Source organism: Serratia sp. TSA_198.1 (assembly GCF_052686505.1).
In genome coordinates, this window is the sequence record NZ_JBQZFP010000002.1 from 1 (window position 1) to 14655 (window position 14655).

Here is a 14655-nt window from a genome sequence, read left to right on the forward strand (position 1 = left end):
TGGATATCGTCTTGTGGAGTGCCCACACAGATTGCCTGATAAATTGTTAAAGAGCAGTGAGTTAGCCGCCGTAGCTTGCTATCTCGAGGTGGCGTATAATACGCTTTCCTCTTTCAGAGTCAACCCCAATTTTCAGGATTTTTTCTCTTCGAACCCCGGAGACTCTGTGAAGTTGTTCGCATGTTCCGTGTCGATGGAGGCGCATTATAGGGAGCCAGCTCAGAATGACAAGGATTAATATTCACTTTTTTTCTGACCGCTCACTATTCATGCATAACGCCTACTAAACCCGCTTTTTGATGGCTTCCGGCAGCTCCGCCAGGCTGTTTAACACCCAATCCGCCAGTTTCTCGCCTTGTTCGGTGACCGGCTTGCCGGTACGCACCAGCACTTTAGTACCAACACCTGCCGCGATGGCGGCCTGCATATCTTCCGGTTTGTCACCCACCATATAAGAAGAGGCCATGTCGATGTTCAGTTCTTGCTGTGCCTGCAGCAACATGCCCGGCTGCGGTTTACGGCAGTCGCACGTCTGGCGGTACTCTTCTATTACTGCCTCTGGGTGATGCGGACAGAAATAGATGCCATCCAGGTCAACATCGCGATCGGCCAGCGACCAGTCCATCCACTCGGTCAGGTACATAAACTGTTTTTCGTCGAACTTGCCGCGCGCAATGCCGGATTGGTTGGTGACCAATACCAGAGCAAAGCCCATCTTTTTAAGTTCGCGACAGGCGTCAATCACGCCATCAATAAAGTGGAAATTATCGATTTCATGGACGTAGCCATGATCGACATTAATCGTGCCATCACGATCTAGGAAAATTGCTGGAACGCTTTGTGTCACCGGTTTACTCCTGAGGGCCTGAAAACGAGTACAGTATCGCATGTTTTACCCAGTGCTGAGAACGGCAGAGAACGGCGTTGGTCGTTGACTTGGACGTCTAGACGCCTTAACATCTGACCCATACCTTGGTCCACGCCAAGGTTTACTTTTATCTAGCCACGGGCAACCACGCTAAAATAAGAAGAATATGATTAAACTTTCTAACATCACCAAAGTGTTCCAGCAGGGTTCGCGCTCTATTAATGCGCTCTCTGACGTGACTCTTCACGTCCCTGCAGGGCAAATCTATGGCGTTATCGGTGCTTCCGGTGCCGGTAAAAGTACGCTGATCCGCTGCGCCAACATGCTTGAGCGCCCAACCTCCGGCCAGGTGTTGGTTGACGGACAGGATCTGACCTCGCTGTCTGAAAGCGAATTGACACGCGCTCGCCGTCAGATTGGCATGATTTTCCAGCACTTTAATCTGCTGTCCTCCCGCACGGTATTTGGCAACGTTTCGCTGCCGCTGGAACTGGACAACACCCCGCGCGCTGAAATAAAAAAACGGGTGACCGAATTATTGGAGCTGGTCGGGCTGTCAGACAAACATGACGCCTATCCTGCCAATTTGTCCGGTGGCCAAAAGCAGCGTGTAGCGATTGCTCGCGCGTTGGCAAGCCAACCCAAAGTGCTGCTGTGTGACGAAGCCACCAGCGCGCTGGATCCGGCAACTACCCGTTCGATTCTGGAACTGCTGAAAGACATTAACCGCCGCCTCGGCCTGACCATCCTGTTGATCACCCATGAAATGGACGTGGTGAAACGCATCTGCGATCAGGTAGCAGTCATCAGTCAGGGGCAGTTGATTGAAAAAGACAGCGTCAGCGAAGTATTCTCGCACCCGAAAACGCCGCTGGCCCAACAGTTTATCCAATCCACGTTGCATCTGGATATCCCGGACGATTATGCCAAGCGTTTGGCGCCGGAACGCAGTGGCGGCCGTCAACCGTTGCTGCGCCTGGAATTCACCGGCCAGTCCGTTGATGCCCCCTTGCTGTCAGAAGCCGCTCGCCGCTTCAACGTCAATAACAACATCATCAGCGCCCAGATGGATTATGCCGGCGGTGTGAAATTCGGCGTGATGCTGGCAGAGCTGCACGGCAGCGACGAAGACGCGCTGGCAACGATTAAATTCCTGCAGGAAAATCAGGTAAAAGTAGAGGTTCTGGGTTATGTCTGAGGCAATGATGTGGTTAATGGCACGTGGCGTGTGGGAAACCGTCGCGATGACCTTTGTCTCCGGCTTCTTCGGTTTCGTGCTCGGCCTGCCGGTTGGCGTGCTGCTGTATGTGACCCGCCCGGGGCAAATCGTCGCCAACAATACGCTGTATAAAACCTTGTCCGGGCTGGTGAACGTGTTCCGTTCCATCCCGTTCATCATCCTGCTGGTGTGGATGATTCCGTTTACCCGCCTGATCGTCGGCACCTCGATCGGCCTGCAGGCGGCCATCGTCCCCTTGACCGTGGGCGCAGCGCCGTTTATCGCCCGCATGGTGGAAAACGCCCTGCTGGAGATCCCCTCCGGCCTGGTGGAAGCAGCCCGTGCGATGGGCGCCACCCCGATGCAAATCATTAAAAAGGTACTGTTGCCGGAAGCCCTGCCGGGCCTGGTGAACGCAGCCACCATTACCCTGATTACCTTGGTTGGTTACTCTGCCATGGGCGGCGCAGTTGGCGCCGGCGGCCTGGGCCAGATAGGTTATCAGTATGGCTATATCGGTTATAACGCCACAGTAATGAATACCGTATTAGTATTACTGGTGGTGCTGGTCTATCTGATTCAGTTCGGTGGCGATCGCATCGTGAAAGCCGTCACTCACAAATAGTTTTTACAGCAACTGCGCTCACACAGCGTATTTTTAATGCGAGTCTAATGAGGAAGGGATATGTCGTTAAAATTTAAATCCATCGCGGCAATCGGCGCACTGATCGGTACTCTGGCTCTGGCAGGCTGCGGTCAGGAAGAGAAAGATCCAAACCATATTAAAGTGGGCGTTATCGTCGGTGCTGAGCAGCAGGTTGCAGAAATAGCGCAGAAAGTGGCGAAAGAGAAATACGGTCTGGACGTTGAACTGGTGACGTTCAATGACTACGTGCTGCCAAACGAAGCGCTGAGCAAAGGCGATATCGATCTGAACGCCTTCCAGCACAAACCGTATCTGGATCAGCAAATCAAGGATCGCGGCTATAAACTGGTATCGGTAGGTAATTCCTTCGTTTACCCGATTGCCGGTTACTCCAAGAAAATCAAATCACTGGATGAGCTGAAAGACGGTTCCCAGGTTGCCCTGCCTAATGATCCGACCAACCTGGGCCGTTCTTTGCTGCTGCTGCAGAAGGTTAACCTGATCAAACTGAAAGACGGTGTTGGCCTGCTGCCGACCGTGCTGGACGTGACCGAGAACCCGAAAAACCTGAAACTGGTAGAGCTGGAAGCGCCACAGTTGCCACGCTCACTGGACGATCAGCAAATCGCACTGGCGGTGATCAACACGACCTACGCCAGCCAGATCGGCCTGACTCCTGCAAAAGACGGTCTGTTTGTTGAAGATAAAGACTCACCGTACGTTAACCTGCTGGTTGCCCGTGAAGACAACAAAGACGCGGAAAACGTGAAGAAGTTCGTGCAGGCATACCAGTCTGACGAAGTTAACGAAGCGGCCAACAAGATCTTTAACGGTGGCGCAGTAAAAGGCTGGTAATCATTCATTACCGATTTTATTCCTATAATTGCAAGACGGGCTCCGGCCCGTCTTGTTATTTCCGCCGTAGATTGCTTCAATAGCGCCACTTCTATAAAAAGACAGAGGAATCTCAATGCGTGTTTTATCTCTCTGTTTGTTAGCGCTCGCGCTGGCAGGGTGTTCGTCGCAGCGTATCGCGCCCTCCTCAACAAACAACACCAGCAAACCAACTGTAACCACACCGACAAAGACGACGCCCGCGGCACGTCCAGCGCCGGTAAAACTGTATAAAAGTGCAGAAGAATTAGTGGGTAAACCTTTCCGCGATCTGGGTGAAGTCTCTGGCGAGTCATGCCAGACCACCGTACAGGATTCACCGCCAAATCTGGCGACGGCCCGTAAACGCATGCAGATCCGCGCTTCTTACATGAAAGCAAACGCCGTGCTGCTGCACGACTGTCAGATTGTCGGCGGCGTTGCCGGTTGCTACCAGCAGGCTATTTGCCAGGGTTCAGCGCTTAGCGTTTCGTCCAAATGACCGAGTTTGTCTTCAATCAGATCGGAACCATCCGTTCACCGTATAAAGAAAAGTTCGCCGTACCTCGCCAGCCGGGGTTGGTCGAAGACGGTGGCGGTGAGTTAGTACTGCTACCGCCCTACAATCAGGCGGAAGCAGTACGCGGTCTCAGCGATTTCAGCCACCTGTGGGTGATGTTTATTTTCCATCAAACCCTGGAAGGCGGCTGGCGTCCCACCGTGCGGCCACCGCGCCTGGGCGGCAATGCCCGGATGGGGGTCTTTGCCACACGCTCCACCTTCCGCCCTAACCCGCTCGGCATGTCGTTAATCGAATTAAAAGGCGTACGTGTTCAAGGGGGCGAAGTGGTGCTGGAACTGGGTAGCCTGGATCTGGTTGATGGCACGCCGGTGGTGGATATCAAACCCTACCTGCCGTTTGCCGAAAGCCAACCGCAGGCCCGCGCCGGGTTTGCTCAGACGGCGCCCGCCGGCGATATGCCAGTGCGTTTTACCCCCGAGGCTGAACAACAGCTACAGCAGCACCAACAACGCTATCCGCAACTGCGGCGTTTTATCACCCAGGTGCTGGCCCAGGATCCACGTCCGGCCTACCGAAAGGGAGAAGAAGCGGAACGGGATTACGCGGTTTGGCTGCTGGATTTCAACGTGCGCTGGCGGGTGGTGGATCAACAAACCGAGGTGTTGTCACTCGACCTGCGTTAAAATTCCACCGTCTCTCTTTTGACAACCCGCTCGCACTGGTAAACTAAACCACTTTTGTCACTTTTGGCCGCCACTGTGGCTGCCCGATGCAATTTGCAGTTCTAACGGAACCAAAACACCATGCGTACTAGCCAATATTTGCTCTCCACCCTGAAGGAGACACCTGCCGACGCCGAAGTGATCAGCCACCAGCTGATGCTGCGCGCCGGGATGATTCGCAAGCTGGCCTCAGGTCTTTACACCTGGCTGCCAACCGGCCTGCGCGTTCTGAAAAAGGTTGAGAACATCGTCCGCGAAGAAATGAACAATGCCAACGCGATCGAAGTTTGCATGCCGGTGGTTCAACCCGCCGATTTATGGCAGGAAAGCGGTCGTTGGGAACAGTATGGTCCTGAGCTGCTGCGCTTTGTCGATCGCGGCGAACGTCCGTTTGTGCTGGGCCCAACGCACGAAGAAGTGATTACGGATCTGATCCGTAACGAGATCAGCTCTTACAAACAGCTGCCGCTGAACTTCTTCCAGATTCAGACCAAGTTCCGCGATGAAGTGCGCCCCCGTTTCGGCGTGATGCGTTCTCGCGAATTCCTGATGAAAGATGCCTACTCATTCCATACTTCGCAGGAATCCCTGCAGGCGACCTACGATGCAATGTACGAAGCCTACAGCAAAATCTTCAGCCGTATGGGCCTGGATTTCCGCCCAGTGCATGCCGATACCGGCTCGATTGGCGGTAGCGCATCACACGAGTTCCAGGTGCTGGCCGACAGCGGTGAAGACGATATCGTGTTCTCTACCGGTTCTGACTTTGCCGCCAATATCGAACTGGCAGAAGCAGTGGCACCGGCTCAGCCGCGCGCGGCAGCCAGCGAAGAACTGCGCATTGTGGATACGCCAAATGCCAAGACCATCGCCGAACTGGTAGAGCAATTCCAACTGCCGGTTGAGAAGACCGTCAAGACGCTGCTGGTGCACGCCGAAAAAGAAAGCGGCCACAAGCTGGTTGCCCTGCTGGTACGCGGCGATCACGAGCTGAACGAAATCAAGGCCGAGAAGCTGCCACAGGTAGCCGCTCCGTTGACCTTTGCCACCGAAGAAGAAATCCGCGCCATCGTCGGCGCCGGCCCTGGTTCCCTCGGCCCGGTCAATCTGCAGGTTCCGGTCGTGGCCGATCGCAGCGTAGCGGCGATGAGCGATTTTGGCGCCGGCGCTAATATCGACGGCAAACACTACTTCGGCATTAACTGGGAGCGCGATCTGCCTCTGCCGCAGGTTGCCGATATTCGTAACGTTGTGGAAGGCGACGCCAGCCCGGACGGTAAAGGCACGCTGTTGATCAAACGCGGTATCGAAGTGGGCCATATCTTCCAGCTCGGCACCAAATACTCTGAAGCGATGAAAGCCACCGTTCAGGGTGAAGATGGCCGTAACCAGGTTCTGACCATGGGTTGCTACGGCATCGGGGTCACCCGCGTAGTGGCTGCCGCCATCGAACAGAACCATGACGATCGCGGGATCATCTGGCCGGACGCCATCGCCCCATTCCAGGTGGCTATTCTGCCAATGAACATGCACAAATCCTTCCGCGTGCAGGCGCTGGCTGAAGAACTGTACAATACCCTGCGTTCGCACGGCATCGACGTTATTCTCGACGACCGTAAAGAGCGCCCAGGCGTAATGTTTGCGGATATGGAACTGATTGGCGTGCCACACTCAATCGTCATCGGCGACCGTAACCTCGATAGCGAAGAGATTGAATACAAAAACCGCCGCGTCGGCGAGAAGCAAATGATCAAAACGGGCGAAATCGTTGATTTCCTGCTGGGGCAGATCAAGCGCTAAACGGCTGTGTCAGAAAGTAAAAAACCCGCCTCGGCGGGTTTTTTTATAGCGATTATTTGCTGTCGCAGTTCTTGTTCTTATCGAACACTATCTTGCCATCCGAAACCAATGCCTTCTCGGTCTGTCCTTCCTCCATTGAAGGTTGTACGCTGAAATGGCCATTCAAGGTCAGGAACACCGGCTCACCAGGAGTTTTGTACGCTTTGGCATACCCTTGTTCCAACGCGATAGTATTGTCTACCGGGAAAGTCTTGCCGGTGGCGCAATCTTTGAATACTGCCGCATCCGCCATGTAGGTATAGCTGCCTTTGAGCGCCATCGGCGTTTTAGGCAACGCTTTCTCCACCGGATCCAGGCGGTAGTTCAGCGTGGACTCGATCACTGCGCCGCTTTGGTCCAACATTTCCAGACTCTTGCCTACCGGGCGGAAATAGCGTTTTTCGCCATGGCTGTCGGTCAGTACCAGCTTATCGGCGGTTCGCGCCCATTTGCCATAATCGGCAAAGCTCTGGTCCCCGTCTTTGGTTTCGCGATAGGTTTCCTGCAAAATGAAAGTGCCGTCTTCATCCAGGAAGAGCGCAGTATCCAGACCACTGCAATCAGCGCAAGGCAGTACGCCCTGATAGCTCTGCTGCATCGCCTGAAGAGGTTGTTCTTTCGGCTGATACTGATTATTACATCCCAATAATGAGAGTGCCCCTGCCGCTAAAAACAGGGCTATTGTTATTTTCTTCACAGCTATTCTCCTACTGTGTTCATGTATCCTTAAGTGCGGATTTTGCCACGCAGCGCTTTTGTCGCGCCTTTACGTACCTTGCCTTCCAGCCGGCGTAATTTTGCCCCTTTCGTGGGCTTGGTCGCTCTGCGCGCTTTTTCCACCACCATCGCCTGCTGAATCAACGCCACCAGCCTGGCCAGCGCCGCCTCGCGGTTTAATTCCTGGCTGCGATATTCCTGCGCTTTAATAATCACCACGCCGTCGGCGGTAATTAAATGATTATTCAGGGCCAGCAGCCTTTCCTTATAATACTCTGGCAGGCTGGATGCCCGGATGTCAAAGCGCAAATGGATAGCCGTTGAGGTTTTATTCACGTGCTGGCCACCCGCGCCCTGCGCGCGGATCGCCGTCAGTTCCAGTTCGTTATCCGGTATGGCTACGTTTCTTGACAGTTCCAGCACCGGTCACACCTGCGCCTGTTGCCACTCGGCAAACTGGATTTCCAGACTATTCTGAGCGTCAGAAAGCCAGATAGTTCCTTCTTGCAGCGTGGCTTGCAGCGTCATATTGCGGCTGGCCATCGCCGCCAACTTGCCTAATTGTTCATCATCCAGAAAACGGATGCTTAGGTTTTTGTGGTTTGCTACTTTGCTCTGGATACCCTGCCACCATACATGTCCGGCGCGTTCACCGTAGGCGTAAAGCACCACTCGCGGTGACTGGTTGCAGGCTTTCCTGATGCGCTTCTCATCGGGCAGGCCCATTTCGATCCACATTTCCAACCCGTTGTGATCATTGCGCCGCCAGATTTCCGGCTCATCTTCGGCACTCAGGCCCTTGGTAAACACCAGACGCTCATCGGCGTGGCAGATCCAGGCCAGCAGGCGCAGCATCATGCGCTGTTCGGTTTCGGAAGGATGTTGGGCCAGGGTGAGCGTGGCGTCGTGGTAGAAGTGACGATCCATATCAGCGATATTGACCGTGGCTTTATAAATAGTTGCTTTCAGCGCCATGGGTGACCTCATTATTATCAGGCGACAGTGTACTAGATTTGGCCCATCCGCAGCCAGCGCGGCTGGGCAAAGCGCAGTGCGAAAGCCGCGCTGAGGTGCTAATAACTCCCCAACAGCTGTGCTATAGTCGACTAGGATTAAGTAAAGCTCCGAGAGCCTGGGCCTCATCGCTATACGGGACTTCGATGACGCAGAGGTTCTTAAGGGAGGAAACTGTGCAACAATACTGTGAGTTAGTACGCCGTTTTTACGCTGAGATCGGCAGTGGGGATCTCGGCTACGTGCCTGATGCGCTAGCATGTGTGTTAAAGGCATTGGACGAAGTTGCTGCGGATAACGCGCTACCGTCCTCCGTTAGGGAACAGGCGGCCTTTGCCGCCGCTAACTTATTGGTGAGCGACTATGTTGATGAATGATGAGTACCAATCCATCAATTGCGATGACTATGAAAGCCTGGAACTCGCCTGTCAGCATAACTACATTCTGAAGCTGGAGTTACGCGACGGAGAAAAACTCGAAGGCAAAGCCACCGAGCTGAAATTTACCAAGGGTGTTGAATACCTGATTATCGATCAGGCCGGCAACGCTCTCAGCTTGCGTCTGGATCACATCCTCAGTTTCAGTCATCCGGAAATCGGTACCGTGGTCGTCAGCCTGTCTGATTGATTTTTCGGTAACGCCATCCCAACAGGGCAGCCCAACGGCTGCCCTCGTCATTTATGGCTTCAGGCTGGCTAGGGTTTAAGACTGGCATAATAAGCTGCCAGATCGGCAATATCATCATCAGACAATGCCGAGACGTAGGCCTTCATCACTTCAGCCTGGCCGCCGTTGCGCTCCCCTTTTTTATACGCTTGCAGCGCGTGCTCCAGATACATGGCGTTTTGCCCGGCCAGATTCGGATACATCGGCACCGACACCTTCCCCTCCGCGCCATGACACGCGACACAGCTGGCGGATTTACCCTTCCCTGCGGCCACGTCACCCGCCGCGATGGCCGACAGACTGAAAAGACCGAACACCACGGCCATTGCGCTCACAAATTTCATCATTGCTCCTCATACTATTATTATTTTTTATGCCAACGCAGTCGCCAGGATCGCTCCCCCTCAGGCGGCTGACCGGCTTCGCTGACAAATACCCCCAGCGCAGCGATAAGCTGGTCATCATAATAGATTAGCGGGGTACGTTCGCGCTGCCACGGCGGCACGCCCAACTCCTGCCACAGTTTTTTAACTGGCCGGGAATGAGCTCGGCCAAGGATGCGGATTGTTCCCTGAGCGGCAAAACGAACGCTCACCTTCTGTTGCGGCTGTGGTGCCCTCAGACAAATATCGCCTTCCCCGCTACTCAGCTTACCCAATCCATCCGGCAGCTCGAGGGGCTCTGCCAATGACCAGTTCAGGCTGACTTCGCGCAAATCCGCCATTATCGGCAGTAGATATAATCGCCGACGGAAACGGCGAATCTGATAGGGCCCCGGCTGCAACTTCGGCTCGGCGTCATCCCGGCAGAGCGCCACCTCGTCCCACAGCCGCTGCAGTTGTTCGCGTGAAGGCATGGTAACGCCAAACAGCGCGATCCAACGACGCAACAAGGCAAAACGGCGCGCAGACGAACACCCCAACAGGCCGTCGATCGCCAGTGCATTATCTTCATCAAGCAGCGCTTGCAGCTGTTCTGCCAGCAGCTCATCCAGCAGTTGCTCCTGTTCCGCGCACAGGCTGGCGCTGCGCGCCGTCGCGGCGGCAAAATACGGCCAGCGTTGGTTCAGCAGCGGTAGCACCTGCAGGCGCAGGAAATTACGATCGAAACGCGGATCCTGATTGCTGTCGTCCTCTATCCAGGTGAGCTGATGCTGCTGTGCATAGCCCTCCAACTGCAGACGCGACATACCCAGCAAAGGGCGCAGCAAGGGGGTATTCCCCAATGATGCCTGAGCGGCCATCGCCGACAGGCCCGCCGGACCACTGCCGCGCTTCAGCGCCAGCAGGAAGGTCTCACATTGGTCATCAAGATGTTGCGCCGTGAGCAAGACCTCACCGGCCGCCAGCGTAGCGGCAAAGGCTGAGTAACGCGCCGCACGGGCCGCAGCTTCAATCCCGCCCTGCCTGCCATCCACCTGCACACGTTGGACCACCAGCGGCAACTGCCAGGCGGCGCATTGACGTTGGCAGTGGGCCGCCCATTCGTCGGCAAAAGCGCTCAGGCCGTGGTGCACATGCACCGCACGCAACTGCAGATCCGGCCATTGCCGCCGCAGCCCCACCAGCAGGTGCAACAATACACTGGAATCCAGGCCACCGCTGAACGCCACCAGAAAATGCCGCTTCGTACCCAATTGTCGGCTGACCTGTACGGAAAGTTGATCGGTATTCATTGGTTTATCGTTCATCGTCTGACAAGCAGCAGGAAACCGCCATAACGCCCATAGGGCTGCACGTTAACCAGCCCGATGCCTTCAGGCAAGCCTTCATTGTTCATACAGTTCCAGTGGCAATCCATCAGGATCGCTGAAAAAAGTAAAACGGGACTGGGTATAAGGATCGACGCGTACCGGTTCGCACAGGATCCCGGCGGCTTCCAGATGCGCGATAGCCTGTTCGATATCGTCTACACTGAACGCCAGGTGGCGCAGGCCACATGCTTCTGGACGGCTGACGCGGGCCGGTGGTGACGGAAAGGAGAACAGTTCGATACTGTATTGTCCATTGAGCGCCAGATCCGCCTTCCATGAATCTCGTTCTTCACGATAAAACTCGCCCAATAGGGTAAAACCGAGGATGTCACAGTAGAAATGCTTACTGGCCGCATAGTCTGAACCAATCACTGCGATGTGATGCACCTGACGTAATGCCAACATGGTAATGCCTCATTGTCTGCTTGATGAGGCACGGTATCCGGCGAGGGTTGCAACGTCAACGGTAAAAAGCCCCGTGGGACAAACAGGGCTGTCATAAAGGTTAGCAGCTCAAACGTTGATATCGGCCGGCGGCGTTTTCAGTACCTTCACCAGATAACGTCCGTCCTCGGTCAATTTCGCACCGTGGATATCGGTTTCAAAGCCGGGATAACGCTCACCGATGGAGCACAGCATCAGCAAGAAATCGAGCACCGCACGGCTCTCCTCGGTGATCATCTCACCCGGCATCACTAACGGCACGCCTGGTGGATAAGGCAGGATCATATTGGCCGCCACCTTGCCCACCAGTTGATCCAGTTCGCAGGTTTCCACATTGCCACGTACCTGCTGCTGGAACATTTGGTGCGGCGTCAGCTTCATTTCCGGCAGCACATCGAATGCCCGCAGCATCAGCCGCGGCAGATCGTGCCGGCAGATCAACCGGTGGATCCCGGCCGCCAGATCCTGAATACGCATATTGCGATAGAAATCAGGATCCTCCGCGAACAGATCCGGCAGCATGTTCTTCACCCGCAGATTAAGATCGTAAGCGCGTTTAAAATCGGTCAGGCCACGCAGTAAGCTCATCGCCTTGGTTTTATCAATGCCGATGCTGAACAGGAACAGCAGATTATAAGGCCCGGTTTTTTCCACCACGATGCCGCGCTCGTCCAGGTATTTCGCCACCAGCGCTGCCGGGATCCCGCTCTCCTCCAGCGTACCCAGCTCGTTCATTCCCGGCGTCAGGATCGTCACTTTGATCGGATCGAGGTACATATGATCGTTGTCGGTATTGCCAAACCCATGCCAATTATCGTCCGGGTTCAACGGCCAGCATTGCGCCTCGTCGATCTCTTCAGGCTGCCAGATATCGAAGAACCAGCTATCGCTCTCCTCCCGCAACCGCTGCACCTCACGACGGAAATGCAGCGCGCGCTCTACCGAGCGGTTAATCAACCGCCGCCCAGGGTTGCCGCGCAGCATTGCGGCGGCAGTCTCCATCGACGCCACAATGCCGTAGTTCGGCGAAGTGGTGGTATGCATCATATAGGCTTCGTTAAAGGTGCTTTCGTCGTAATCGCCTTTAATGTGAATCATTGAGGCCTGCGAGAATGCCGCCAGCAGCTTGTGCGTGGACTGCGTTTCGTAGATCACCTTGCCGGGCGTGCGTTCACCGCTCATACCACTCTTGCCTTCGTAGATTGGATGGAAGTTGGTATAGGGTACCCAGGCGGAGTCAAAATGGATTGATGGCACATCCAGCGTCTGCTTGATGTAATCGGTGTTATACAGCAGGCCGTCATAAGTCGAGTTGGTGATCACCGCATGTACCGGCCAACTGGCATTCGCAGTGGCGACGACCCGGCCGGCAATGCTCTCATGGGTAAATTCATGCTGCGGGATACCGCCAAGAATGCCGTAGGCGTTACGCAGCGGGCGCAGGTAGATCGGGACGATATCGCTCATCATCAGCAGATGGCACAGCGATTTATGGCAGTTGCGGTCAATCAACACCGTGCTGCCTGCCGGGGCCGAATACATGCCGACAATCTTGTTGGCGGTGGAGGTGCCATTAGTCACCAGATAGCTCTGCTCGGCGTTAAAGGTACGCGCAATATACTCTTCGGCCTCCAGATGCGGGCCGGTATGGTCCAGCAGCGAACCCAGCTCGGTCACCGATATGGAGACGTCGGCTTTTAAGGTGTTGGCACCGAAAAAATCGTAAAACAGGCAGCCAACCGGGCTTTTCTGGAAAGCAGTGCCGGCCATATGCCCTGGGGTGCAAAAGGTGTATTTGCCCTCGCGCACATAGTTGAATAGTGCCTTGGTTAAGGGCGGCGTAATGGTGTCGATATATTCTGCGGTGTATTGCTGAATACGCTGCGCAATATCATCTGCCGCATTCAAGCCATACTCAAAAAAATACAGCACCATGCGCATTTCATGCAGACTGACGTCGAAGGTGGAATACTGGTTGATAAACGCATATAGCGGCAGATATTCATTCAGCTCGTTAATTTCGCTGCACAGCTCCAGGCTGTAGTCGTCCCAGTCGAAAATCACTCCGCAAATACGCGCATTGGCCTCGATCAGCTTCAGCAAATCGCCGCCATTTTTCGGGTAAACCAACTGGAAACCCATCGTAGCCAATGCGGTGTGCAGCTCACGAATAGGCTCATCTTTGTAATAGACGCCCGTTGGGCTCATGATTGCGATGATATTCATTGGCTGCTCCTGTCAGTTCCGCCAAACTTCTATAACAACATGAAAATCCGATAGTGTGTACCCCGTCATCGGGATGCTGCGCACCGCTCCGCAAAAAGTTTGCTCATAACAGTGCCTTTTTCATCAGATATAAAAAAACCGCCCGAAGGCGGTTTTTTGCAACGCAGGACGACACTCAGCAATAGCCGTAGTTCATCAGGCGCTGGTAGCGGCGATTGAGCAACTCTTCATTGTTCAGGCCGTCGAGATCTTTCAGGTCAGCCAGCAATTGCGCTTTCAACGAGGCGGCCATCGCCGGGACGTCACGGTGAGCGGAACCCAGCGGCTCCGGGATCACCGAATCGATCAGCTTCAGCTCTTTCAGGCGCGGTGCGGTAATACCCATCGCCTCTGCGGCCAACGGCGCTTTGTCGGCGCTCTTCCACAGAATTGAGGCGCAACCTTCCGGCGAGATCACCGAATAGGTGCTGTACTGCAACATATTCACTTTATCGCCAACGCCGATCGCCAACGCGCCGCCAGAACCGCCTTCGCCGATCACGGTGCAGATCACCGGGATATTCAGGCGAGACATTTCACGCAGGTTGCGGGCAATGGCCTCAGACTGGCCGCGTTCTTCCGCGCCCACGCCCGGGTAAGCCCCTGGCGTGTCGATGAAAGTGATCAGCGGCATCTTGAAGCGAGAAGCCATTTCCATCAGGCGCAGTGCCTTGCGATAGCCTTCTGGTGCCGGCATACCGAAGTTACGGCGGATTTTTTCTTTGGTTTCGCGGCCTTTCTGATGACCAATGATCATCACCGGGCGGCCATCCAGGCGCGCAATACCACCAACGATCGCTTTGTCATCGGCGTAAGCGCGGTCGCCAGCCAACTCTTCGAAGTCGGTAAAGATGTGTTTGATATAATCCAGGGTATAAGGACGGCGCGGGTGGCGTGCCAATTGGGCAACTTGCCAGGCCCCAAGATCGGAAAAAATCTTGCGCGTCAGCTCAACGCTCTTTTCACGAAGGCGCTGAACCTCTTCGTCCAGATTAATATCTAATTTTTCGTCTTGACGACTGACTGCAGTCAGCGAGTCAATTTTCGCTTCCAGCTCTGCAATCGGCTGTTCAAAATCAAGAAAATTCAGACTCATAGCATTCCTA

Annotated in this window: 17 protein-coding genes; 8 read left to right on the forward strand and 9 right to left on the reverse strand. The window is 54.7% G+C overall.

Features of this window, described 5'->3' with window-relative positions:
* Positions 1 to 283: 283 nt before the first annotated feature.
* Complete coding sequence (gene gmhB / locus ACUTSW_RS11395; protein WP_063200332.1) at positions 284 to 847, reverse strand: D-glycero-beta-D-manno-heptose 1,7-bisphosphate 7-phosphatase; 564 nt, start codon at positions 845 to 847, stop codon at positions 284 to 286.
* Between the two features lie 187 nt (positions 848 to 1034).
* Here gmhB and metN point away from each other — a divergent pair, with 187 nt between their 5' ends.
* The 6 genes from metN (at position 1035) to proS (ending at position 6651) form a co-directional block, all read left to right on the forward strand.
* Positions 1035 to 2066, forward strand: a complete 1032-nt coding sequence (metN, locus tag ACUTSW_RS11400) for a methionine ABC transporter ATP-binding protein MetN (RefSeq protein ID WP_006318635.1) — start codon at positions 1035 to 1037, stop codon at positions 2064 to 2066.
* Positions 2059 to 2712, forward strand: a complete 654-nt coding sequence (locus tag ACUTSW_RS11405) for a methionine ABC transporter permease MetI (protein ID WP_006327515.1) — start codon at positions 2059 to 2061, stop codon at positions 2710 to 2712. The genes metN and ACUTSW_RS11405 overlap by 8 nt, the downstream gene beginning before the upstream one ends.
* Positions 2713 to 2772: 60 nt before the next feature.
* Positions 2773 to 3588: a MetQ/NlpA family lipoprotein gene (locus ACUTSW_RS11410; protein WP_004952177.1), complete on the forward strand. Its 816-nt coding sequence runs from the start codon at positions 2773 to 2775 to the stop codon at positions 3586 to 3588.
* A 115-nt stretch (positions 3589 to 3703) separates the two neighbouring features.
* Entirely contained in the window at positions 3704 to 4108 is a 405-nt protein-coding gene (rcsF, locus tag ACUTSW_RS11415) for an Rcs stress response system protein RcsF (protein ID WP_020439672.1), read from the forward strand.
* Positions 4105 to 4812 carry a tRNA (N6-threonylcarbamoyladenosine(37)-N6)-methyltransferase TrmO gene (gene tsaA / locus ACUTSW_RS11420; RefSeq protein ID WP_062868362.1) on the forward strand — a complete coding sequence of 236 codons (708 nt, stop codon included), beginning with the start codon at positions 4105 to 4107 and terminating at the stop codon, positions 4810 to 4812. Before rcsF ends, tsaA begins: the two co-directional genes overlap by 4 nt.
* 120 nt (positions 4813 to 4932) lie before the next feature.
* Positions 4933 to 6651, forward strand: a complete 1719-nt coding sequence (proS, locus tag ACUTSW_RS11425; protein ID WP_004952181.1) for a proline--tRNA ligase — start codon at positions 4933 to 4935, stop codon at positions 6649 to 6651.
* A gap of 52 nt (positions 6652 to 6703) precedes the next feature.
* On the opposite strand, the gene nlpE is transcribed toward proS, so the two are convergent.
* Genes nlpE through ACUTSW_RS11440 form a run of 3 tightly spaced genes read right to left on the reverse strand, consistent with a single transcriptional unit; the run spans position 6704 to position 8382 of the window.
* Positions 6704 to 7387 (reverse strand): envelope stress response activation lipoprotein NlpE, encoded by a 684-nt coding sequence (gene nlpE, locus ACUTSW_RS11430; RefSeq protein ID WP_013814255.1) that lies wholly within the window; start codon positions 7385 to 7387, stop codon positions 6704 to 6706.
* A gap of 29 nt (positions 7388 to 7416) precedes the next feature.
* The gene (arfB, locus tag ACUTSW_RS11435; protein ID WP_004952187.1) at positions 7417 to 7830 is read right to left on the reverse strand and encodes an alternative ribosome rescue aminoacyl-tRNA hydrolase ArfB; all 414 of its coding nucleotides are present in this window, start codon (positions 7828 to 7830) and stop codon (positions 7417 to 7419) included.
* 3 nt (positions 7831 to 7833) lie between these two features.
* Entirely contained in the window at positions 7834 to 8382 is a 549-nt protein-coding gene (locus ACUTSW_RS11440; RefSeq protein WP_004952190.1) for a YaeQ family protein, read from the reverse strand.
* A gap of 215 nt (positions 8383 to 8597) precedes the next feature.
* On the opposite strand from ACUTSW_RS11440, the gene ACUTSW_RS11445 reads away from it, so the two are divergent.
* Together ACUTSW_RS11445 and rof are read left to right on the forward strand one after the other, a co-directional pair.
* Complete coding sequence (locus ACUTSW_RS11445; RefSeq protein ID WP_006318652.1) at positions 8598 to 8798, forward strand: YaeP family protein; 201 nt, start codon at positions 8598 to 8600, stop codon at positions 8796 to 8798.
* Entirely contained in the window at positions 8791 to 9048 is a 258-nt protein-coding gene (gene rof / locus ACUTSW_RS11450) for a Rho-binding antiterminator (protein ID WP_004952197.1), read from the forward strand. Before ACUTSW_RS11445 ends, rof begins: the two co-directional genes overlap by 8 nt.
* Positions 9049 to 9116: 68 nt before the next feature.
* Here rof and ACUTSW_RS11455 read toward each other — a convergent pair whose 3' ends face one another.
* The 5 genes from ACUTSW_RS11455 to accA form a co-directional block, all read right to left on the reverse strand.
* Positions 9117 to 9434, reverse strand: coding sequence for a c-type cytochrome (locus ACUTSW_RS11455; RefSeq protein WP_004952199.1), 318 nt, complete (start codon positions 9432 to 9434; stop codon positions 9117 to 9119).
* Between the two features lie 17 nt (positions 9435 to 9451).
* Positions 9452 to 10762, reverse strand: coding sequence for a tRNA lysidine(34) synthetase TilS (gene tilS / locus ACUTSW_RS11460; RefSeq protein ID WP_445584471.1), 1311 nt, complete (start codon positions 10760 to 10762; stop codon positions 9452 to 9454).
* A 93-nt stretch (positions 10763 to 10855) separates the two neighbouring features.
* A complete protein-coding gene (locus tag ACUTSW_RS11465) occupies positions 10856 to 11245 on the reverse strand; it encodes a VOC family protein (protein ID WP_004952202.1) in 390 nt (129 codons plus the stop codon).
* Between the two features lie 108 nt (positions 11246 to 11353).
* The gene (locus ACUTSW_RS11470; RefSeq protein WP_445584472.1) at positions 11354 to 13510 is read right to left on the reverse strand and encodes a lysine decarboxylase LdcC; all 2157 of its coding nucleotides are present in this window, start codon (positions 13508 to 13510) and stop codon (positions 11354 to 11356) included.
* A gap of 175 nt (positions 13511 to 13685) precedes the next feature.
* A complete protein-coding gene (accA, locus tag ACUTSW_RS11475) occupies positions 13686 to 14645 on the reverse strand; it encodes an acetyl-CoA carboxylase carboxyl transferase subunit alpha (protein ID WP_004952206.1) in 960 nt (319 codons plus the stop codon).
* Between the last annotated feature and the right edge of the window lie 10 nt (positions 14646 to 14655).